Source organism: Raineya sp., assembly GCF_053497555.1.
In genome coordinates this window covers 15,952-38,540 of sequence record NZ_JBRCWE010000046.1, presented here as the reverse complement: position 1 = coordinate 38,540, position 22,589 = coordinate 15,952, and the positions used below count along the sequence as shown (strand labels likewise).

Annotated in this window: 20 protein-coding genes; 12 read left to right on the top strand and 8 right to left on the bottom strand. The window is 37.4% G+C overall.

Annotation, left to right across the window (positions count from 1 at the left end; translation table 11 throughout):
- Nucleotides 1-27: 27 nt before the first annotated feature.
- Both ACWITO_RS05715 and ACWITO_RS05710 read right to left on the bottom strand, forming a co-directional pair.
- Nucleotides 28-624 (bottom strand): Uma2 family endonuclease, encoded by a 597-nt coding sequence (locus ACWITO_RS05715; RefSeq protein WP_448529042.1) that lies wholly within the window; start codon nt 622-624, stop codon nt 28-30.
- A 154-nt stretch (nt 625-778) separates the two neighbouring features.
- Nucleotides 779-2,041 carry an AAA family ATPase gene (locus ACWITO_RS05710; protein ID WP_448529041.1) on the bottom strand — a complete coding sequence of 421 codons (1,263 nt, stop codon included), beginning with the start codon at nt 2,039-2,041 and terminating at the stop codon, nt 779-781.
- A 209-nt stretch (nt 2,042-2,250) separates the two neighbouring features.
- On the opposite strand from ACWITO_RS05710, the gene ACWITO_RS05705 reads away from it, so the two are divergent.
- The 8 genes from ACWITO_RS05705 (at nt 2,251) to ACWITO_RS05670 (ending at nt 11,052) form a co-directional block, all read left to right on the top strand.
- On the top strand, nt 2,251-3,600 hold the full coding sequence (locus tag ACWITO_RS05705) for a peptidylprolyl isomerase (RefSeq protein WP_448529040.1): 1,350 nt from the start codon (nt 2,251-2,253) through the stop codon (nt 3,598-3,600).
- 16 nt (nt 3,601-3,616) lie between these two features.
- On the top strand, nt 3,617-4,582 hold the full coding sequence (locus ACWITO_RS05700) for a PP2C family protein-serine/threonine phosphatase (RefSeq protein WP_448529039.1): 966 nt from the start codon (nt 3,617-3,619) through the stop codon (nt 4,580-4,582).
- Nucleotide 4,583: 1 nt separating this feature from the next.
- The gene (gene bioD / locus ACWITO_RS05695; RefSeq protein ID WP_448529038.1) at nt 4,584-5,195 is read left to right on the top strand and encodes a dethiobiotin synthase; all 612 of its coding nucleotides are present in this window, start codon (nt 4,584-4,586) and stop codon (nt 5,193-5,195) included.
- 176 nt (nt 5,196-5,371) lie between these two features.
- Nucleotides 5,372-6,100, top strand: coding sequence for a class I SAM-dependent methyltransferase (locus ACWITO_RS05690; protein ID WP_448529037.1), 729 nt, complete (start codon nt 5,372-5,374; stop codon nt 6,098-6,100).
- A gap of 11 nt (nt 6,101-6,111) precedes the next feature.
- Nucleotides 6,112-7,911, top strand: coding sequence for an AlwI family type II restriction endonuclease (locus tag ACWITO_RS05685; protein WP_448529036.1), 1,800 nt, complete (start codon nt 6,112-6,114; stop codon nt 7,909-7,911).
- On the top strand, nt 7,898-8,692 hold the full coding sequence (locus tag ACWITO_RS05680; protein WP_448529035.1) for a DNA-methyltransferase: 795 nt from the start codon (nt 7,898-7,900) through the stop codon (nt 8,690-8,692). The genes ACWITO_RS05685 and ACWITO_RS05680 overlap by 14 nt, the downstream gene beginning before the upstream one ends.
- Nucleotides 8,673-9,404 carry a DNA-methyltransferase gene (locus ACWITO_RS05675; RefSeq protein ID WP_448529034.1) on the top strand — a complete coding sequence of 244 codons (732 nt, stop codon included), beginning with the start codon at nt 8,673-8,675 and terminating at the stop codon, nt 9,402-9,404. Before ACWITO_RS05680 ends, ACWITO_RS05675 begins: the two co-directional genes overlap by 20 nt.
- A 1-nt stretch (nt 9,405) precedes the next feature.
- Entirely contained in the window at nt 9,406-11,052 is a 1,647-nt protein-coding gene (locus tag ACWITO_RS05670) for an Ig-like domain-containing protein (RefSeq protein ID WP_448529033.1), read from the top strand.
- Here ACWITO_RS05670 and ACWITO_RS05665 read toward each other — a convergent pair.
- Nucleotides 11,042-11,881, bottom strand: coding sequence for a tetratricopeptide repeat protein (locus ACWITO_RS05665; protein ID WP_448529032.1), 840 nt, complete (start codon nt 11,879-11,881; stop codon nt 11,042-11,044). The genes ACWITO_RS05670 and ACWITO_RS05665 overlap by 11 nt on opposite strands.
- A gap of 134 nt (nt 11,882-12,015) precedes the next feature.
- Between ACWITO_RS05665 and ACWITO_RS05660 the strand changes: the two genes are divergently transcribed.
- Nucleotides 12,016-12,531, top strand: a complete 516-nt coding sequence (locus tag ACWITO_RS05660) for a hypothetical protein (RefSeq protein ID WP_448529031.1) — start codon at nt 12,016-12,018, stop codon at nt 12,529-12,531.
- A 33-nt stretch (nt 12,532-12,564) separates the two neighbouring features.
- Here the strand turns inward: ACWITO_RS05660 and ACWITO_RS05655 are convergent, their stop codons facing one another.
- The 3 genes from ACWITO_RS05655 to ACWITO_RS05645 all read right to left on the bottom strand — a co-directional run bounded on the left by ACWITO_RS05655 (nt 12,565) and on the right by ACWITO_RS05645 (nt 15,582).
- Entirely contained in the window at nt 12,565-13,731 is a 1,167-nt protein-coding gene (locus ACWITO_RS05655; RefSeq protein ID WP_448529030.1) for an AIR synthase related protein, read from the bottom strand.
- Between the two features lie 173 nt (nt 13,732-13,904).
- Nucleotides 13,905-14,846 carry a UDP-glucuronic acid decarboxylase family protein gene (locus tag ACWITO_RS05650; protein WP_448529029.1) on the bottom strand — a complete coding sequence of 314 codons (942 nt, stop codon included), beginning with the start codon at nt 14,844-14,846 and terminating at the stop codon, nt 13,905-13,907.
- A 154-nt stretch (nt 14,847-15,000) separates the two neighbouring features.
- Entirely contained in the window at nt 15,001-15,582 is a 582-nt protein-coding gene (locus ACWITO_RS05645; protein ID WP_448529028.1) for a hypothetical protein, read from the bottom strand.
- A gap of 327 nt (nt 15,583-15,909) precedes the next feature.
- On the opposite strand from ACWITO_RS05645, the gene ACWITO_RS05640 reads away from it, so the two are divergent.
- Entirely contained in the window at nt 15,910-18,159 is a 2,250-nt protein-coding gene (locus ACWITO_RS05640) for a peptidase domain-containing ABC transporter (RefSeq protein WP_448529027.1), read from the top strand.
- Nucleotides 18,160-18,208: 49 nt separating this feature from the next.
- On the opposite strand, the gene ACWITO_RS05635 is transcribed toward ACWITO_RS05640, so the two are convergent.
- On the bottom strand, nt 18,209-19,690 hold the full coding sequence (locus ACWITO_RS05635) for a TonB-dependent receptor (protein ID WP_448529026.1): 1,482 nt from the start codon (nt 19,688-19,690) through the stop codon (nt 18,209-18,211).
- A 219-nt stretch (nt 19,691-19,909) separates the two neighbouring features.
- On the opposite strand from ACWITO_RS05635, the gene ACWITO_RS05630 reads away from it, so the two are divergent.
- Both ACWITO_RS05630 and ACWITO_RS05625 read left to right on the top strand, forming a co-directional pair.
- Nucleotides 19,910-20,203: a hypothetical protein gene (locus tag ACWITO_RS05630; protein ID WP_448529025.1), complete on the top strand. Its 294-nt coding sequence runs from the start codon at nt 19,910-19,912 to the stop codon at nt 20,201-20,203.
- 71 nt (nt 20,204-20,274) lie between these two features.
- On the top strand, nt 20,275-22,368 hold the full coding sequence (locus ACWITO_RS05625) for a prolyl oligopeptidase family serine peptidase (protein WP_448529024.1): 2,094 nt from the start codon (nt 20,275-20,277) through the stop codon (nt 22,366-22,368).
- Nucleotides 22,369-22,408: 40 nt separating this feature from the next.
- On the opposite strand, the gene ACWITO_RS05620 is transcribed toward ACWITO_RS05625, so the two are convergent.
- Nucleotides 22,409-22,546 (bottom strand): hypothetical protein, encoded by a 138-nt coding sequence (locus ACWITO_RS05620; RefSeq protein ID WP_448529023.1) that lies wholly within the window; start codon nt 22,544-22,546, stop codon nt 22,409-22,411.
- Nucleotides 22,547-22,589 lie beyond the last annotated feature (43 nt).

Below are 22,589 nucleotides of genomic sequence, written 5' to 3'. Positions count from 1 at the left end.
AAGGTAAGCAAAAAAGCAAGTATTTTTTTAGGGCTTTTTCGAAACGCTCCACTGGATATTTTCATAAATTTCCTGCAAAGGCAAGTGTATATCCCAATAGGAAATATAACAACTTTCGTTCATATCTTGATAGATTTGCAGTTCCCAAAGAGTATCATTTTTTCGGCTAAAAACCTCTACATTACATTCCCAAGAGCTAACAAGAACGTAATGCAGGAGTGTTGGGATTTGCTGATAAAATCGGAATTTTGCCCCTCTATCGTAATCGGCGGTGCTTGGCGAAAGTACTTCTACGATAAGCGTAGGGTTGGTAATGGTATCAAATTCGTCATCAGTAAATTCAGGTTCTCCACAAATTACACTTATATCGGGATAGGTATAAAATGTTTTTTCAGGAATATGCACTCGCAAGTCGCTGGGTAAAGTTCTGCAATTTTTATCTTTCTTACGAAAAGCTAAGGAAAAAGCTACAATCAAATTGCTAACAATTTGGTTGTGCTTAAAACTCGTTCCTGCCATAGCGAAAATTTCCCCTTGATAATATTCGCTTTTGTAAGGGGCAAGACGCTCTTGAGCTAAATACTCCTCTGGCGAAAGATATGTTTTTCTGGGTACAGCAGACATTGTTTGCACTTGTTTGATTTGTTACACTGCAACTAATTTGTGGATTGAAAGATTTGGCGTTTTACACCACATCTCGCTTCCTGTTTCCTATCTCCTGCCTCTAAATCTTATCAAAATTACAAAATTTTTGCAAATACATCAAGTTTTTGCTGACTTACCAGCTCACCCGAATAACTTCCAAGTGCAAGCGTTCATTTTCTAATACTTCAAACTTACCTTTAGTGCTTTCGGCTTCTTCGAGGGCTGTTTGTAAAATTTCTTGCACCAATTCTTTGGGTTCAAAATAAAAACGTAAAGTAGGAATAACCTGATGATTGAGAATACGCAAGAAATCCAAACTTTCGGCATTTTGCATAAAATAGCCGTGTCCGAACATAAAATCGCTACCTTTGTAGTAGGAAATCTTGCGGTTGAGTTCTTTGAGAAAATCGGCATAAGCCAAGTTGATGTGGTCGTAGCGAGGATACACAGGTATCATTTCAAAATGCTGTAAAAAACTACTATCCGTTTGGTAGTCAATTTCGGCAATATTGATAGTGCCAATGATATAAAGATTAGGCGGAAGGGCAAAAATTTCTCCCGAATAGGCAAGTGCTACCTGAATTTCGTTATCTTGTCCCAGTCTTTTATCTGCTCCGAGCAAACTAATGGTTTCGCCAAAAATTTCAGCAGGCTCGCTACGGTGCATTTCATCAATAATAAGCACAAAATTAGAGGGGCTTTCAGGATTTTTCTCATACTCGTTGCGTGCCTTGATAGCAATTTTTTTCAAAATGCCGTCTTTTATTTTTCCTTTGGCATCTACATCTTCCAAAAAATGCTCGTAGCGATAGTTGGGGTGTAGGGAAATCATTTCAAACTGCTTTCCTTGCAATTCTCGTAAGGCTTTTTTGGCATCATTGGTTTTGAGCTTATCCAAACCTAAAATGCCAATAGCCATTTCAATTGCTTTGGAGGTTTTGCCTGTGGCGGGCGGTCCGTAAAGAATGGTATTTTTGCTGAAAGTGGTAGTTTGCTCTCGTTTTTTACGAGAAACTACTTTGGGAACAAAAACTTTAAGACTACTTTCAAGGTTTTGGGTGCTTTTTTTACGAATATTTCGTTTGGCTTCGCGAATGAGTTCGGGCTCATCTACTTGTAATTGTTTGCCATATTCAGTCAGAAACCAACCTTTTTTCTGATAAGGGTTTTTCTTGGTAGTGTAAATGATACCCGCTTCTGCCAAATGGTTTGCCGCACTGCGTATGCGGTTTTTGAGCTTGAGCCTTACCATTGCCCAAAACTCCGATTTCCTATCCAAAGGCAGGTCTTGAATAATTTTTTGGGCTACTTCCGAAGGTTTTAGGGGTTTGTTGGCTTCTTTCAGTACGCTAAAAATTGGAAAGAAAAAATCTTTGGTTTTATAGTTGAGGTTCATAAGGGTAGATTTTTGGAAAAAAATGTTTTTACACTAAAATAAGACGGATTTCGTGAAAGCCATTTCAATCTTGCTATAAAAATGCAGTTTCTTGAAACAAAATCCAAGTATTCGGGCTAAAAATTCTCTAAAATGCTGAAATTTGGCTTATGTTTTGCAAAGAATAATTGCATTTATTAAGTTTGCAGTCTGAAATATTTTGAATTGCTATGAAAAAAACTTTTCAATGGGCTATCCTTTTGTTTTTGCCTTGGAGTATTTTTGCTCAAACCAAAGAAACTTTGGATAAAATTATAGCCAAAGTAGATAACCAAATCATTCTACTTTCTGATGTAGAGCTTGCCGCAATGCAGATTTTACAACAAAATCCTCGTTTGCCCAACAATCAGGAGTTGCGTTGTGAAATTTTGCGTAGTATGATTATTGGTAAAATTTTGGTTGCCAAAGCCGAAATTGATTCGGTAATGGTAGATGGCGAACTGCTTGACGAGGATTTTAATTTGCGTTGGCAACAAATTTCGCAAGGAAAAACAGACGAAGAACTCAAAGAACTACTGGGTTTGCACAACGTAGAGGCTTTCAAGAGCGATTTGCGTATGCAACTCAAAGAAAAAATGACCGTAGAGAAAATGCGTTCGCATATTACCAAAAATGTAAAAATCACGCCTTCCGAAGTACGTAAATATTTCAATCGTATTCCCAAAGATAGCTTGCCTGTTTATGTTACAGAGTTGGAAGTTGCTCAAATCGTAAAAAATCCGCCTTTGCTGAAAGCTGAAAAAGAAAGGTTACGCTCACGTATGGAGCAAGTGTATAAGCGAATTGTAGAGGAAAATCAGAGCTTTGAGGAAATGGCAAAGATTTACAGCGAAGACGGCTCACGCGACCAAGGCGGCGATTTGGATTGGAGCAAACGTGGCAATATGGTGCCCGAATTTGAAGCAGTAGTATTCAAACTTAAACCAGGTGAAATTTCTAAACCTTTTGAAAGTCGTTTCGGCTATCATATTGTAAAACTCGTAGATAGGAGAGGAGATGAATTTCACGCCAAACATATCCTGATGATGCCCGATTGGGAGCAGGTAGATACTCGCGAAGCCGAAAGATTTTTGGATAGCCTTCGCACACGCATTATGCAAGATAGCATTTCTTTTGAAAAAGCCGCCTTGCAATACTCCGATGACAAAGGTATAGGGTCAATGAATACAGCTCCCAATGGTGGCAGAATTATGTCGCAAGACCTTTCCTATCGTATCCCTATCAATCAGATGGATAGCTTCCTTTCGGATTTGCTTGATGATATGCAAGTAGGTGAAATTAGCAAACCACATACATTTAGAACTTACGATGGCAAAAAGGCTTTGCGTATCATTCTTTTCCGTGCTAAGCACCCTGCACACGTAGCCGATTTCAATCTGGATTATCCCAAAATTCAGCAAGAAGCCTTGGAAGCCAAACGTAATAAAAAACTTATGGAATGGCTACAAAAGGCAAAAAATGACGTTTTTATTGATATTGATAAGGACTATGCCCCTTGCAATATTTTAGGCTTAAATTAAATGCGAATTTTCTGCTATGATGCTACTGACCTTATGGAACGAAAAAGTAGAGGGCAAAGGAGAAGATGCCCTGCCCGCTTCGCTTATTGATGAAGAAAATGGTACAGGCATTATAGCAGTCGCAGATGGTTTGGGTGGGGCGGGTAGTACGCCTTACGAAATAGGCGAAAAAATATTTTCAGGGGCTTATTTGGCTTCTCGGCTTGCTATTCAAATTACAGAGCAAACTTTTGTTGAGCAAAATCCCGACTTAGAAAGTTTTACCGAAACTTTGGAAAGTAATCTTCGGGTAGGTTTTCAGCTAAAAATAGCTCAATTAGATGATAAACGCTCTAAATTGCGTACTCGGCTCATCAAACGCCTGCCAACTACGCTGGCGGGGGTTGTGTTTCGTGTGCAAGAGGGGCAAACTATGGCAGAAAACTTATACCATACCGAAGCCTTTTGGGCAGGCGATTCGCGGGTATATGTTCTCAAAAAAACGGGCTTGCAACAAATTTCACAAGATAACCTCACCCAAGATTTAGATGCTTTTGAAAATCTTTTGCAAGACGCTCCCATTTCCAACTGCATCAGTGCCGAAGGGGATTTCCAACTTTTTACGCAAAAGATTATTTTCCGAGAGCCTATTGTGCTGATTGCCGCTACTGATGGCTGTTTTGGTTATTTGCCTTCGCCCTTGCATTTTGAATACTATTTGCTGGCAACTTTACATCACCCCAAGATTTGTACTTTGGAATTGTGGCAAGAGGCTCTTTTATGGGCTTTTGAGGCTAATGCTGGCGATGATATTAGTTTTGCTTTGCTTACTTTGGGGTATGCTTCTTTGGAAGAACTCAAATTTGCAACACTTGACCGCCTCATTGAACTAAAAAAACTAATTTTTTCTCAAAAAACGCCCCAAGAGCAGTGGGAAGAGTATAAAAGTAACTATTACGAACTGGCAAATAGGAATAGTGTTAATTTTGAAAAACAGATTTGAAATGATGCGATATTTTGTTACTGCCATAGGTACTGATTCGGGCAAAACAATTACGAGTGCTATTTTGGTTGAGGCTCTAAAAGCTGATTATTGGAAACCTGTGCAGTCGGGCTTTCCAAGAGATAGTGATGCAGTTGCCGATTTGGTTAGTTTTCCAGCAAAGATTTTTCCTTCGGCGTATGAATTTGTGAAGCCTGCTTCCCCTCACGATTCTGCCAAAGCTGAAAATCAGACGATTGTGATGGATAAAATTATTTTGCCCGATACTGCTAACCATTTGATTGTAGAAGGGGCAGGAGGAATTTTAGTGCCGCTCAACGATACAGATTTTGTGATAGATATTGCCCAAAAGTTTGATTTAGAAGTGATTTTGGTGGTAAATTTGTACTTGGGCTGTATCAATCATACTTTGCTTTCGGTAAAAGAGCTAAAAAGACGCAACCTGCGAGTAAAGGGCATAGTATTCAATGGCGTAAGCAACCCCGAAAGTGAAAGAATTATTTTGCATCATTCGGGTTATGAGGTGCTGCTGCACATTGAAAAGGAAGCATTTATTACACCACGCATAGTGCAGAAATATGCCGAAAAAATTAGACCTAAGATGATTGTTTAGGTATAGTTTTCAATAAGGAAACAAGAGGCAGGAAACAGGATTTTAGAAAATAGATGTTGGATAGAAAAAATAAGAAATAAAGCCCTTAAAGGCTTGAACATCAAACACTGAACTTCTTGAACGTAAATAATCACTTTGAACATAAATATTCTACAATCTGAAAACACCGAAAATGTATGGCTTGGTACAAAGAATGGTTCAATTCGCCTTACTACCATATTCTTTACAAAGATAGAGATGAAAGAGAGGCACGAATTTGCCTGGCAAATATGTTTCGGGCTGTGCCTTTGATAGATGGCTCAACGATTTTAGATGCCCCTTGTGGCAGAGGTAGGCACGCCGCTTATTTAGCCAAAAATGGCTATAAAGTTACAGGCATAGACCTTTCACCTGAAAGCATTGCGTATGCCAAAGAAAATTACAAAGATTTGCCCAATTTAGAGTTTTTTGTACACGATATGCGTGTGCCTTTCCGAGAAGGTTATTATGATTATGTATTGAATTTTTTTACAAGTTTTGGTTATTTTGAAACAGAAGCCGAAAATATTGCTTGTCTGCAAGCCCTTGCCAGCAATTTGAATAAGGACGGAATGTTGATTTTGGATTTTTTCAATACGGAAAGAGTTTTGAAAAAACTTGTTCGCGAGGAAGAAATAGAAATAGAAGGTATCAATTTTCATATTGAACGTCAGTTGGAAGGAAAATTTCTTGTAAAAACTATTCGTTTTACAGATAAAGGGCAAGATTACTGCTTTCAGGAGCGAGTAATGGCTATTAGTCCCGAAGAGTTCAGGAGTTATTTTAAGCAAGTAGGTTTGCGTCCTTTCAGGATATTTGGCAATTACTTTTTAGAACCTTATGATGAGTTTATGCCAAGAGTAATTTGGGTGTTGGTGAAAGAATAAAACTTAAGAATATGCGTAAATTATGGAGCATTTCAACTACCGTCAGAAATCCTGAACGTTTAAGAGATTTTTTGAAAGTCCTTAAAATGATAGAGGGAGAACCTTTCAATGCTGAAAATCAAATTAAATACCAAATTCTTTTGATACAAAATCGTTTTTACAAACCTACTCACATTCCTTCGGAGTTTATACCATTGTGGGACAATCCAACGAAAAATATTAGTTATGAATTAGCCGAAAAGATATTTTATTTGCAAAACTACCAAGACCCTGCAATGCGTGGAAGGCAATCGGTAAATCCACTTAATAAATTAGGTTTTGCAGTGGCTCGCGAGTCTTTGGGGAAAATAGAAATTACTGAACTGGGTAATAACTTTATTTCGGGTAAGTACGATATAGGCTTTACGTTTTTCAAGTCCCTCCTGAAGCTTCAATTTCCTAATCCTTGGAGCAAAGATTTTCAAGAAGGTTTTGATGTAATTCCTTTTATAGCTACTTTGCATTTGATTGATAGGGTTAATCAAAAATTTTCAGAGAAAGGACTTACCCAAACGGAATTTAGCTTATTTGTACCTTCTTTGGTGAATTATCAACAAATAGACGAGTATGTTGAAAAAATTGCTTTATACCGAAAAAGTACTGACAAAAAGCAATTTTTGTATGAATTTGCAAAAGACTTTTATCAAACCCTGCCAAGTGAAAAACAATTAAAAAATTTTTATGAATATGGCGATAATATAATGCGATATTTTCGTCTTACGAGATTTTTTTGTGTAAGCACTTCTTCTTTTGGAGCAGAATGGCGAATTGATATTGAGCCTAACCGAAAAATTGAAGTAGAGCAAATTTTAAGGCAGTTTTCGGGCAAGGCATTAGATTTTCAAAATGAAAAAGATTATTTGCAGTATATTAGAGATATTAATTTGCCTATTTTACCAAACAAACAGGCAGAAAATATAAAGAAAATTATTGAGGGGGTACTTACGGGATTGCTTCAAATGCAAAAAAATCACCAAATTCAATTGAATGAGGAAGAAAAAGCAATTCTGTCAATTTCTTATGAAAGTTTTTCACAAAGTGAATTGGAAAATTTATTAGAAAAACTAAGGAGAACTTTAACCAAATTTAGCACAATCATACAAAAAAAGAAACTAATCAACAACGTCAATGAAATCCAAGAGATAATCAGTCTGTTGCAAGATAGTAAAAAGTTGCGTAAAATAGAGGCTTATCAATTTGAAAAACTGCTTGCAGATGGTCTGAAAATTATCAATGATGAAATTGAAATAAAACCTAACTATCCTGTTGATGATGTAGGCGAACCTATCAGCCACGCCGTTGGTAACCAAGCCGATATTGAGTGTTTTTATCAAAACTTCAATGCCATTTGCGAAGTTACATTAGATACTTCTTTGTATCAGTGGGTAAGAGAAACTCAACCTGTAATGCGTCATTTGAGAGATTTTGAAAAAAAGTACAAGGATAAAAATTGTTATTGCTTGTTTATTGCCCCGAAAATTCATCAAGATACTTTATATCATTTTTGGACATCTATCAAATATGGTTACGATGGTGCCAAACAAAAAATTATTCCTCTAAATACCCAACAATTTGCTGTTATACTTGAAACTTTACAAAAGATTGTTGTAAATACAGGAAAACGTATTACACACTTTGAGGTGGAAAAACTTTATCAGAATATTGTAGAAATTTGTCAAATTCTTGAAGGACACTCAAATTGGCAAAGCCAAATTGAAAATGTAGTGATTGAGTGGAAAAATCAAATTTTATCGGATTATGGTGTTAAATGAAATATATCACGGCGATTGTATAGAAGTAATGAATACAAGTATAGCCGCCGAAAGCGTACCTCTGATATTTGCAGACCCACCCTATAACTTATCGGGTAAAGTTTTAGACCTTGCCAATAATACTACTGGTGGGGCTTATTACAAGGTTAATGAAAAATGGGATACTTATACTTATGAAGATTACTTGCTTTTCTGTAAGCAGTGGATACAAGCCGCCTACGAAAAATTGACAAGTAATGGTAGTATGTATATTTCTTGTACTCATCATAATATTGGGGAAATTATCACTACAGCTAAACAAGTAGGCTTAAAGTTAAATAATATACTTACTTGGTACAAAATCAATGCTATGCCCAATATTACGAAAAGAACCTTTACCCACGCTACTGAGTTTGTTTGTTGGTTTGTAAAAGGGCAAAATTGGATTTTTAATTATGAAGTTGTAAAATCTTTCAACCCACACCGAACCAAAGAAGGGGAAACAAAACAAATGAGAGATTTTTTAGATTTTATTGAATTGCCTATTGTACAGGGTAAAGAAAGAATAAAACTTGCGGGTACTAATCGTGCCGCTCACCCTACCCAAAAACCAGAAAAGCTGTTAGAATTGATAATTTTAGCATCTTCTAATGAAGGAGATGTTGTATTAGACCCTTTTTTTGGCACAGGTACAACAGGCATTGTAGCTCAAAGGCTCAATAGAAATTGGATAGGCATTGAAAATTGTTGGGAGTACGTTCAAATTGCAAAAAAACGAATTTATGAATATTCAGCTCTTTAATGATGATTGTCTTAATATTCTGAAAGATTTACCCGAAAAAAGCATAGATTTAATTTTTGCCGATCCACCCTATAATCTTTCAGGAGAAAACTACCTGACTACCCAGAATGGGAAAGTTGCCAAACTTTACAAAGGAGATTGGGATATTATTCAGGATATTGATGCTTTTAATTTTAAGTGGATTAGTGAGTGTATAAGGGTGCTTTCGGATACAGGTACCATTTGGATTAGTGGAACGCTACACAACCACCCTTCGGTAGGAGTTATACTCAAAAAGTTAGGTCTTTGGATTATTAACGATATAATATGGTTTAAGCCTAATGCTACACCATTGCTTGCCAATAATCGTTTAGCACCCGCTACCGAGCTTATTTGGCTTGCAAGCAAAAGCAAAAAGTATTATTTTAACTATGAACTTGCCAAAAAACTTAATGGTGGTAAGCAAATGAAAAATTTGTGGATTATCAATGCCGAAAAACACAAAACTATCCACAAAACTGAAAAGCCCGAATCCCTTTTGCAAAGAATTATACTGCTTGGCTCACAAGAGGGTCAGACTATTTTAGACCCTTTTTTAGGTAGTGGAACAACAGGCGTTGTTGCCAAACGCTTGCGTAGAAATTTTATAGGCATAGAAATAGACAAAACTTATTTTGAGGTTGCTTCTAAAAGAATTGAAGCAGAAATTTCACAAGAATTGAATTTTTCTTAAAATGTTCCTATTGTTAGATTATCTGCAAAAATACTTTTTTTTAGCCTTTCTGCCTTTTCTTTTTTTTGCTTGTGCCAATCCGCGTCCTATTACGGGTGGGGCGAAGGATACTATTCCACCTAAAATCATCAAACAAATACCGCTCAATAAAACTACTAATTTCAATAGCAGGACAATCATCTTGGAGTTTGACGAAAGAATAAAAACCAACAACTTACCCCAAGAGCTCCTCATTACGCCTTCTATCAAAGGTACTTTCAAGGTGCGTGAGTTCAAAAAGGCAGTAGTTTTGGAATTTCAAGAGCCTTTTGAATCAAATACAACCTACACGCTCAATTTCCGCAAAGGTATTCAAGACCTTAACGAAGGAAATGTTCCACCCAATTTTCAAATGGTTTTCAGTACAGGCGATAAGCTGGATTCGCTGGAAATTCGTGGAAAGGCTACTTACTTGCTCACAGGTACGCCTGCCGCCGAGTGTGCGGTATGGCTTGCTTCTGCCGAAGATACCCTAAAAGTAGAAAAACACTTGCCCTATTATCTGGGTAAAACAGATAAAGAAGGATTTTTCCGATTGCAAAATCTTAAAGCGGGTACGTATAAGCTATTTGTGTTTAGTGATAAAAACAATAACAATCGCTTAAATCCTGAACAAGAAGCTGTTGGCTTTTTAGAGCAGAATATTATTTTGCAAGGCAAAAATGTGGATTCGCTGAATATTGAACTTGCTTTTTCTGATAAAAAATCGCCCCGCTTCTTGAAAGCAAGACCTTCCAACACGCAAACGGATAAAACCACTTTGGATTTCAATAAGCCACTTGCCAAAGTTCGCTTGCAAAGCCCAAAACCTATTGCTTACCAAATGGGTGAAGGTGGGAAAGAAGTAGTGCTATTTAATATTGCACAAATTTATGATACTTTGCAAGTGAATCTGCAAGCCACCGATTCGCTTGGAAATGTTTTGGATACTACTGCCAAAGTGCTTTTTCTAAAAGAATTGCGTAGCGGTAAAAGCAAAAAAGAACCCTTAAAATTTCAAATTAAAAATATTTCACAAGGCGAGGGTATTTTGCCAAATTTTCATTTAGAAGTTGCTTTCAATAAACCGATTTTACAAATAGATACTGCGAAAATTTATTTTTACAAAGATGGCGATAGCCTGCAAAAAATACCACTTCTTGCCAAAGATTACGAATGGAACGAATACAAAAATATTTTGAGCATACGCAAGAAAATTGAATTTCAAGAAAAACTACGTTTGCATTTGGATAGTGCCGCTTTTGAAAGTTGCGAAAAAGACAGAAGTAAGGCAACCAAAGAAAATTTTTTGCTCAAACAAGCCAATCGTTTTGCAACGCTAAAACTCAATATCAAAACCCAAGAACGCAACTTTATTTTGGAACTGCTCGATGAAAAAAAGCAAGTATTGCGTAGCCTTACCCAAGAAAAAATCTCTGAAAATGTGATTATTTGGGATTATTTGCCCGCAGGAACGTATTTGGTAAGGGTAATTGTAGATAAAAACAAGAACGGGCGTTGGGATAAAGGCGATTATGAGAAAGGGATTTTGCCCGAAAAGGTAATTTTTTTACCCAAGTCCATTCCTTTGCGTGAAAATTGGGAAATTACAGAGGAGTTTAGTTTTTGAGGTTTTTGCAGTATTTTTGCAAGATTTTTTTTGCTTCACTGCTTCCGAGTTTTTCTGCTTTCTGCCAAGCCGTGCAGGCTTCTGCTATGTTTTTTTGCAAAAAGTACATATTGCCTACTTCTAACCAAGTTTCGGCATTATAGGCATTGAGTTTGGCACTTTGCAGAAAACTATTTAGAGCTTCTTGGGGCTGTTTTTGGTTTTTGAGCAATATTCCTTTCAAAAAGTAGCCTTGTGCATCTTCAGATTTGAGCAAAATGTATTTCTCGGTAAGTTCCAAAGATTTTTTCGGATGGCTCTCACTTATCAAAAGGGCATAATTGTAGTAAGCAGGAGCATAATTTGCATTATGCTGTAAGGCTTTCTGATAGAATTTTTCTGCTTTTTGGGAAAATTCTTTTTGTTTCTTTCTGTTGGTTTCGGTTTCGGCTATTCTGCTATAAAGCGAACCCAGTGCCGTATAGGTGCGTGAATTGGTACTATCTATTTGCAAAACTTTCAGGAAATCATTTTCGGCATTTTCATTTTGGTTGAGCCAAAAATAACTTACACCTCGGTTGTAGAAAGCCTCTTTGTAGTTGGGTTGTAGCAAAATAGCTTGCGAATAATCAGCAATAGAAGCCAAAAAATCTGAAAAAGCATATTTTGCCAGCCCACGTAAATAGTAGGCGTAGGCATTTTGAGGCTCTTGCTCAATGACCTGCGTAGCCACTTGTATTGCCTCTTGAATTTTATTTTCATCAAGGGCTTTTTGGGCTTTTGAAAGCAGTTCGGTGCTTTTCTGAGCAAAGGCAATTTGTAAAAATACCCCCTCCAATATTACAAGCAAAAATAGAATTTTGGACATATAACCTCTTGACAGAAAAATGAACGAAAAGTTTGCTATTTCAACTTTTTTTATTAGCTTTGTTCAACTAAATTAAAATTTAGGAGTTTAGTTTCAAATGCTAAAATGAAAGTTTTATGAGAAAATTTTTTGTTTTTCAGTTTGTAGTGGCACTTCTTGCCCTGATAGTTTTTCTTTCTTGTCAGAAAGAAAAGGAGTTTTCCCAAGATTTCAAGCCTAAAAATGCGATAGCAGTCTTGAAAGAAGGCAGTTTTGTTCTTGAAAAAAATCTTGAATTGGATAATTTGGTAAAAAGCACTTTTTCAGAATTTGAGAAAAGTTACAAAATTAGCCAACCCAATGCAAGTTATACTTTGAAATTGCAAGATATAAAAATTTCTTTTGATGAAACCTCTCGGCATCACTTCTTGCAAATTTTGAGCCAAAGAAGCGATAATGCCTTTGTAAGCATTGCTATTTTGCTTGAAAAAAATGGAGATTTTTTGGTATTGCCCGAGCAAAGATGTACGCATACTTGTTCCAGTTTGGATTGCCCTTGTTCAATTTCAGAGATAAAGCCTTGTCAAGGGCATAAATGCAGTTGTACCAAAGGAACAACAGGCGGTTGTAGTGCAGGCGTACTCATTGAATAAATTTTCCATACCTCTGATATTATCAGAGGTTTTTTAATACTCAAATGTGCCGTATTTAGTCTGAATAGTTAGTTTTTTTTCATTGCTTTCTTCTACTCTGCCAACAATTTGAGCTTTTACCCCAAAATTTTCGCTAATTGCAATAATTTCCTCTGCAATTTTCAAGTCTGAAAGGTAAATTTCCAAACGATGTCCCATATTAAACACCTGATACATTTCTTGCCAAGCGGTATGGCTGGATTTTTGAATAAGCTCAAACAGGAGAGGCGTTTCGAAAAGATTATCTTTGATGATATGTAGGTTTTCAATAAAGTGTAAAACTTTGGTCTGTCCGCCGCCGCTACAATGCACCAATCCGTGAATATACGAACGGAACCGCTCTAAAATAACCTTCATAATAGGGGCATAGGTACGAGTAGGGGATAGTACAAATTTGCCCATTGTCAGTGTTTCTCCTTCAATTTCAAGGCTATCGGTTAAGCTATACTTGCCTGTATAAACAACTTTGTTATCCAAAGTATTATCATAGCTTTCAGGATACTTTTCTGCAAGTATTTTGGAGAAAATATCGTGGCGGGCAGAAGTAAGTCCGTTGCTTCCTATTCCGCTATTGTAGAAGTTTTCATAAGAGGCTTTGCCAAAAGAGGCAAGTGCTACAATGTAATCACCTGCCTGAATGGTATGGTTAGAAACAATATCCGAGCGTTTGGCACGAGCGGTAACGGTGCTATCAACGACAATAGTTCTCACCAAATCGCCAATATCTGCAGTTTCACCACCTGTGGTGTAAATGTTTATGCCGAACTTTTGCATTTGGCTACAAAATTCCTCTGTGCCATTGATAATTTCAGCGATTACTTCGCCCGGAATGAGCTTTTTATTTCTACCAATCGTAGAAGAAAGTAGGAAATTATCATATACACCTACACAAAGCAGGTCGTCAATATTCATTACGATAGCATCTTGGGCTATGCCTTTCCATACCGAAAGGTCGCCTGTTTCTTTCCAATAGACATAGGCAAGCGAAGATTTTGTGCCAGCCCCATCGGCGTGCATTATATTGCAGAACTTTTCGTCCCCCCCCAGGTAGTCAGGTACAATTTTACAGAAAGCCTTAGGGAAAATACCTTTATCCACTTTGGCAATGGCTTGATGAACGTCCTCTTTTTTGGCAGAAACGCCTCTTTCGGTGTATTTCATTGTATTAGAAAAAGTTGGAAGTTTGAAAGTTGAAAGTTTGAAGTTTGAGAGTTTGAAAGTTTTGAACCTTGAACCTTGAACTCTTAAACTCTTAAACTCTTAAACTCTTAAACTTTTGAACCCCTGAACCTAAAATTCATTAGAAATATTCAGGCAATCTCTTGAAAATTATTTTAGTTTTGATGTACTTTTTCCTTAAAATATTCCAATGTGATTTTTAAGCCTTCTTTGCGTGAAAAACGAGGCTCCCAGCCCAGAATTTCTTTGGCACGAGTAATATCGGGACGGCGTTGTTTGGGGTCGTCTTTGGGAAGGGGCTTAAAAACAATTTTAGACTGACTGCCCGTGAGTTCTTGAATTTCTTTGGCAAACTCTAAAAGTGTAATTTCATCAGGGTTGCCAATATTCACAGGATAGGGGTAATCGCTGAGTAGCAGGCGATAAATTCCTTCAATCAAATCATCAACATAGCAGAAAGAACGGGTTTGTGAGCCATCACCAAATACCGTGATGTCCTCACCTTTGAGGGCTTGGCTCATAAAAGCAGGCAAAGCTCTGCCGTCATCTAAACGCATACGAGGTCCGAAAGTATTGAAGATTCTCACAATGCGTGTTTCCAAGCCGTGATAAGTATGGTATGCCATAGTAATAGCTTCTTGGAAACGTTTGGCTTCATCATATACGCCCCGAGGTCCTATCGGATTGACATTGCCCCAGTAGTCTTCATTTTGCGGATGCACCAAAGGGTCGCCATATACTTCGGAAGTAGAAGCTACTAAAATTCTTGCTTTTTTGCTTTTGGCAAGTCCTAATAAATTATGTGTTCCCAAGGAACCTACTTTGAGCGTTTGAATAGGAATTTTTAGGTAATCTATTGGGCTGGCAGGAGAGGCAAAATGCAAGATATAGTCTAAATGCCCAGGTACATGAACAAATTTAGAAACATCGTGATGATAAAACTCAAATTCTTTGAGTTTGAAAAGATGTTCAATATTTTCCAAACTTCCTGTGATGAGGTTATCCATTCCTACTACCTGATAACCTTCCTTGATAAAGCGGTCGCAGAGATGAGAGCCTAAAAAACCTGCCGCACCTGTAATTAAAACTCGTTTCATTTGCTAATCATTTTTTTGCAAACTTACAATTTCTTTTGGGTTTTGTGCAAATCTTGACAAGCTCTTTTTACACTTAATAGTTAGATAGTTTGCAAAATTTGAGTTTCAATTAGGTACAATCTTGTAGCTTTTTAGGGTGCATTACAAATGAGAGTTACTCACTTCGCCCTATTATTGCATCAATACGTTTTTGGTATAAATCTTGGGCGGGTTTAATAATTTCATCAATAGCCATTTGTATAGTTTGGGGAACTTTTATTTTGAATTGATTTTCCAACCATTCAGTATATTCTGGAAGTGGAAAGGATTCATTGTCAGAAAGGTAGAACTCATATTGATTGGTATCGTAATTGGTTTCTATGTAAGGCTGTATATTCAAACCTATAAAACGCATAAAATCATCTAAATTTTTCGCTAAAACCAAAACTCCACCCTCGTCGCCAAAAACTACAACAGGCCATTCTTCTTGCACACTTTTATCATCAGGAATAAAAAAAGCATACAAGCTACCGCTGTGAGTTGCTTGGGCGAATAAAATAAAGCTATCTTTATGTAGCTCTAATTTTTCGGGGGGGAGTAAATATTGTAAGGTTTCCGTAAAATCGCTTGCAAGTTCAAAGCCTTCACACATAGGAGTAGTATCGCTAAAATACAACTCACAAAGAGCTTGAAATTTGGGAGAAACTTTTTCGTTGGGGAAAAGTTTCAAAATTTTTACGACTTCTGACATAAGCATTTAAGGTTAAAAATTTTTGACTCTTGCATTAGTTGTGCTACGAAAAAGATATAGCCTCGTTAAGGACGAATTTTTAGGTTTGACAAATGTAATTACTTTTTTTAATATTTATCTTTTTGGCTATCAAAATTTTGCAAAAGCTATTAGTTCTCAAAATTTGAATGTTCTTGGTGAAAAATCAGAAAATAAAATCTCCTGAATCTGAATGCTCCGTTGAGATTTGCTAAGTTATGCCAAATATTTACTTGGTAAGTTCTTGATATGAAAATAAACAATTGCAATTTTGCAAGAGTTTTTATTATATTGCTGAAAAATTAATTTTTGCCGATGAATACCTACCAAATGGATACCATTGTCAAGCAGTTTGCCAAATCTATTGATTTGACTTTCAATGCTTTTGACCTCAAAGAGAGTTATTCAGAAAAGAAAGAGTATGCCAAGTCTGATGTTCTCAAATTTATAGATGATTTGGCGGATAAGGCTCGCAAAATCAATCTGAATATCCTCAAAAACAATATTTACTCCCAAGATTTGGAAATGTTTATAGAGCAGGCTGAGTTTGCAATGCTCTTTTTTGTAGATAAAGGAGATGACCATACCGTTGAGCCTATTCTTGTGAAAAAGAATAAAAAAGGGCGTAGTGTTGTATATGATTTGAAAACAGGGCAAGAAACCTTTTGGGAAGATACAGGACTGAATGCTAAAAACCTGCTTGTCTATGAAAATCACCCTAATACCGATTTGAACGGGCAAATAATGGTTGTTACGTGCTTTCCGATGGAATATTTGGAAGATGACTATTACAAAAAAGGCATTAAACCTACGCCATTACAAAGAATGTTTCGCATTTTGCGAGCAGAGCGTAAAGATATTGCCTATATCTATGTGTATTCTATTGTGATTGGTTTGCTTTCGCTTACGCTTCCTTTGGGTATTCAGGCGATTATTACACTCATTTCGGCAGGGGCAGTGGTAAGCTCTACGGTGGTACTAATGGTAATTATCATTGCAGGGGTTATGATTACAGGGGGCTTGCAAATTATGCAAATGACAGTGGTGGAAATTTTACAACAGAGAATTTTCGCCAAAACAGCCTTTGAGTTTATCTATCGTCTTCCTCGTATGAGACCTGAAAAACTTTCAGAATACTATCCACCTGAACTAATGAACCGCTTTTTTGATATTCTTACTATCCAGAAAGGTATGCCCAAACTCTTGATAGATATTTTGGGGGCGATTATTCAGATACTAGCAGGTTTGCTACTTTTGGCATTTTATCACCCCTCTTTTTTGGCTTTTTCTATTGTAACCGTAGGAGTGCTTATTGCTACATTCTATTTTGCAGGACCCAAAGGCTTGGAGGCAAGTTTAATGGAGTCCAAATACAAGTATAAAATTGCCCATTGGCTTGAAGAAGTAGCCCGTACACTGGAATCTTTCCGCTTGGCAAGTACTTCTAATTTGCCTTTGGAAAAAATGGATAATTACGTAAATAACTATCTCTACTATCGTAAAAAACATTTCAAAGTGCTAATCGGGCATTTTTTGAGTATCACTATCTTCAAAATTGCCATTACCGCAGGGCTTTTGATTGTAGGTACGCTTTTGGTGGTAGATGGGCAAATCACTTTGGGGCAGTTTGTGGCTTCGGAGGTAGTGATTATCTTGGTGGTGGCATCAGTAGAAAAATTGGTGGTGAGTATGGACATTATTTATGACTTGCTCACTTCGGCTGAAAAAATTGGCAATGTTACAGATATTCCCCTTAGCAAAGAATATGGTATCAAGATTGATTTGAGCAAAGTAGAAGGGGGGCTTTCGCTTCATTTCAAAAACCTTTCGGTGCATTATGGTTCAAAATATTTGCTCAAAGATATTAACTTGGATATTCATTCTAATGACCGTGTGTGTATCGCAGGGGGCGATGGAGCGGGCAAAAGTAGTTTGGTAAAAATGATTTTAGGCAATTTTGATGAATTTGATGGAGTAGCTACGGTTTCCAATTGCTCTTTGCGTGATATTAACCTTTTTAGCTATCGTGCCGTAACAGAAGATAATTTTTCCGAAGATGAAATTTTTTCAGGTACTATCCTTGATAATGTTTCAATGGGGCGTAGCCAAGTGAAGTATCAAGATGTGGTTTGGGCTTTGGAAAATGTAGGTTTGTACGAAAAAATCAATGCCTTTCCCGAAGGTTTGCACACCGAACTTACCGCAGGAGGCAAAGAACTTTCTTCTGTAGAAAGAAGAAAACTCATTTTAGCTCGTTGCGTGGCGGCAAGACCCAAACTGCTTATTATCAATGACTTTTTGAAAGATTTTTCAGTAGTAGAGCGTAATAAAATCATTGAATTTTTGATGAATGAGGAAAATCCTTGGACACTCATAATGGTTTCCAACGATATTTCTATTTTGGCACGTATTCCCAAAATAATTTTCCTTAAAGACCGAACCATTCATCGCATTGGCGACTATCAGGAGCTACTTCAAGATGATGCCTTCCGTGAGCTAATTTCACAGCAAAACATAGCTTTGGATATTTTACGCAATGTAAAACCTCGCCGTACAGAAAGATAACCTAACCCAAAAATGAGGGCTTCAAGAAATGAAGCCCTCATTTGTAAATCTATGTTTCTACAAACCTTCTTTTTTCCCCTACTATCACACAAGGAAAACCAAAAAGGCAGTTTTCTTTAATTTTTTGAGCCACTATATCAGGTACCAACTCTTCCCAGCCTTCTTGATTGGTGCGTATCATTTCCAAAACTTTTTCGGAATAAATATGTAGCACCTCTTCATCATAATCAACAATATCGGTAATTTTTCCATTGATACGCAAGTATTCAATAAGCGGTTGTAGGGTAGGATTGACTTCCAGATTTTCAAAGGTTTGTGGTAAGCCATCTTTTAGATATGGATATACGTATACGTGCAAATCATTGATAAACAATCTGCTAAATGCTTCCAGCAAACCGCCTCGTAGGTTGGCGTAACGGCTGGGGTCGCAGAGCTGTTCAAGGATAAGCCTTCCGATTACAATAGCAATTTTCTTTTTGGTAAGTTGTGAGATATAAGAAATAAGTTTGGAATGTTCTTGAAAGTTGGAAATCATCACATTTTGCCCCAGTGTGCAAAGAATATCTACTCTATCCAAAAAATCTTGAATATCAATATCGCTGTTGCCTGTTTTGAGGTCTTGGAGGGTAAGTTCGGCTAAAACTACGGTTTTATCGTGTTCATCGGGGGGTAAATCTGTGAGAAACTGCCTTTTGGCTTTGCGAAACATATCCATATTGACGTGTGTAACGGGGCGAAAGCGTCCTCGCAATATCAGCACATTTTTTTTGTAGAGAGCTTCGGCGGGTTGTAGCATTTCGGCTTTGGGATTGAACATAGCTGCATCTGCCAAGCCAAATAGCACCAATTTGAGCGTAATAAGGCGGTTATCAATATTTTTGAAATCAGGACCATCAAAGCGTATCATATCAATTTCTATGCGTTCGCGTGAAAGATTATCCATTAGCGAAAGCACAAAGGCTTTGGGGTCTTGGTAATGAAAAAAGCAGGCATAAATAAGATTTACCCCCAAAATACCATAGGCTTGTTGTTGCAGAATGGCGTCTTTATCATTCATTCTAACGTGTATGACTACATCGTTGGGGGGGGATTGCGGTTTGAGCTGAAAGCGAACCCCCAGCCAGCCGTGTCCTTGTACGGTGCGTGTATAATTGATAGTAGTAACGGTATTGGCAAAAGCAAAAAATTTGGTGCTTTCTCCTCTTTTTTCGCCCAAACGTAATTCCAGAAGGCTAAATTCTTTGGCAAGCATTTTCATTAGGCGTGGTTCGCATACATACCTACCACTTTCCTCTTTGCCATAAATGGCATCACTGAAAGTCATATCATACGCCGACATTGTTTTGGCAATAGTGCCCGAAGCCCCACCTGCTTTGAAAAAAACAGCGGCGGTTTCTTGCCCTGCACCTATTTCGGCAAATGAGCCATAAATACTTGTATCCAAGTTGATTTTCAGGGCTTTCTGCCTTGTACTGATGATTTTTTCGTCTTCCATAATTATTACTTGCGTTGTCTGTGGATTTTGGCTCAATTTAGGTAATATTTACAAAAAAGCCAAATATTTCTACATTTCTAAATCGCTTAACAGATTTTGTAATGGGGGTAGGAAATAAGAAGTAAGACTTTTTAGATGAAGTTGTACAAAATTGCCTGCTTTGATTCATAAATGCTACAAATTTTGGCATAATTTTTCATCATTTTTTTGCCTTAATTTGAAAATTGTTTATATTTTCCGAAAAATTGTACTAAAATGGAACGACACAAAAAAGCTCGTCAAAATCTTGCTATCAATACCTTACTATTTGCGGGGTTGAGCATTTTCTTTATCATCAATTTCATTACCAATATTGCTCAAAGTTGGAATAGCACTTGGGGGAAAATTACTACCTTTGGGAGTGTGGCAATTTATGTGGCGGTGGCAATTCCCGCAATTTTACAGGCTTGGAAAGGTTTTTCTGATTTAGATTATGGCAAAGCTATGAGCAAAGGCATTCTTTCTTGGGTAGTACCTGCGGGCTTGATAGTTGTGGATTTTATTTTTTAGCAAGAAAATAGCTTTACCCTACCACGCAACATTCAGACAAAGTTTTCGTTATATTGCCAAAAACTTTGCCTATGTTGCGTTATTATATTTCAACCTTTTTGATTTCGGCTTCACCAATGTTTGCACAAAAAATATCTTATCCGCAAACAGCAAAAGTTAATCAGATTGATGAATATTTTGGGGTAAAAGTAGCCGACCCTTACCGCTGGCTGGAAGTTTCGGATTCGGTGGCTGTGAGGGAATGGATAAAGGCTCAAAATACCCTAACTTTTGATTATCTTTCTCAAATTCCTTATCGTAGCCAAATCCGCAAGCGTTTGCAAGAAGTTTGGAACTATCCGAAAATGGGAGTGCCTGTGAGCTATGGCGATTTTGAAATTATCCAAAAAAATGATGGTCTGCAAAATCAGTTTGTCTTTTACCTCAAAAAAGGCAATCAGGAAGAATTGCTTTTAGACCCCAACACAATGTCGGCAGAAGGAATCGTTTCTATCAATTCTTGGTCGGTATCTGAAAACAAGCGTTATTTTGCGTATGCTTGGGCAAAAGGAGGCTCCGATTGGAATAGCATTGAAATACTTGATTTGCAAACCAAACAAAAACTTTCTGAAAAGCTGGATTGGGTAAAATTTTCGGGTATTGCTTGGTATAAAGATGGCTTTTTTTATAGCCGTTACGATGCCCCCAAAGCAGGTAAAGAGTATGAAGCCAAAAACGAGTTTCACAAACTCTATTATCATAAAATAGGCACGCCCCAGAGCCAAGATGAACTTATTTTTGTGGATAGGAAAAATCCTTTGCAGAATGTTTCAGCTTCGGTAAGTGAAAAAAATGATTTGCTTTATGTGTTTCTGCCGAAAGGAACAGCAGGAACAGCCATTTTATACAAAAAACTTACTTCTTATGCCGATTTGAAGCCTCTCATAGCTCATCAGGAGGCAGAAAACCAGCTTATCACCACGTTGGATAACCACGCAATCATACGCACCAATTACCAAGCCTCCCGCTATCGTGTAGTAGCTATCCCTTTGGAAAATCCTGCCCCCGAACACTGGAAAACGCTCATTCCCGAAAGCGAAAATGTGCTTACCAGTGTGCGTTATATGGGAGGGTATTTTATTGCAACCTATATGCAAGATGCTAGCCATAGGGTTTGGCTTTTTGATAAAAATGGTAAGAAAACAAATGAAATAAAACTGCCTGCTTTGGGTACGGTAGCAGGTTTTACAGGAAAAGAGGAGGCAACTTTTACCTATTATACATTTAGCTCATTTTTACAGGGAGGCAATATCTATAAGTACGACTTTGCTACGCATACTTCTACTTTGTATTTTGCTCCTAAAATTCCTTTCAAAGCCGAAAATTATGAGACCAAAGAGGTTTTTTATCCAAGCAAAGACGGCAAGAAAGTACATTTGTTTATCACTTACAAAAAAGGTTTGAAACGCAACGGCAAAAATCCTACCTATTTGTATGGATATGGAGGGTTTAATATTAGCATCAATCCGAGTTTTGATGTGCGTCTGATACCTTTTCTGGAAGCAGGTGGCGTGTATGCAGTGGCTAATTTGCGAGGTGGAAGCGAATATGGAGAAGAATGGCATTTGGACGGAGCCAGACTGAAAAAGCAAAATGTTTTTGATGATTTTATTGCCGCCGCCGAGTTTCTTATCCGTGAAAAATATACCTCTGCCGAAAAATTAGCTATTTCGGGGCGTAGCAATGGAGGTTTGCTTGTGGGGGCGTGTATGGTACAGCGTCCTGAACTCTTTGCGGTGGCTTTACCCGGTGTAGGGGTGATGGATATGCTTCGTTTTCATAAATTTACCATAGGTTGGGCTTGGGTGCCTGAATACGGCTCGGCAGAGCAGAGCAAGGAGGATTTTCAGAATCTTTACAAATATTCGCCTTTACACAACATCAAACCCGCTTCGTATCCTGCAACGCTTGTTTATACCGCTGATAAAGATGATAGAGTAGTGCCTGCTCATTCGTTTAAGTTTATTGCTACTTTACAAGAAAATCAAAAAGGTTCAAAACCTACACTCATACGCATAGATGTAGATGCAGGACACGGAGCAGGAAAACCTATTAGTAAGCAAATTGATGAATGGGCAGATATTTGGGCTTTTACGCTATGGAACTTAGGAATAAAAAAAATGTAGGGGGAAATTTCCCCCTTTTTTTGCAAATAGTGGCAGAAAATTATCCGCGAGTATCTTGCTTTTCAGTTTTGTTTTCTTGCTTCAAATACGTAGGGCAAGTGTAACGGCGAGTGCAAGCAGAAGTAGCTACTAAAGCTACTATTGCTGTAAAAGCTAACAAGAACTTCAATTTTTTCATATTTTTTGCTATTTGAGTGCTAAATTAAACAAAAATTTTCAAA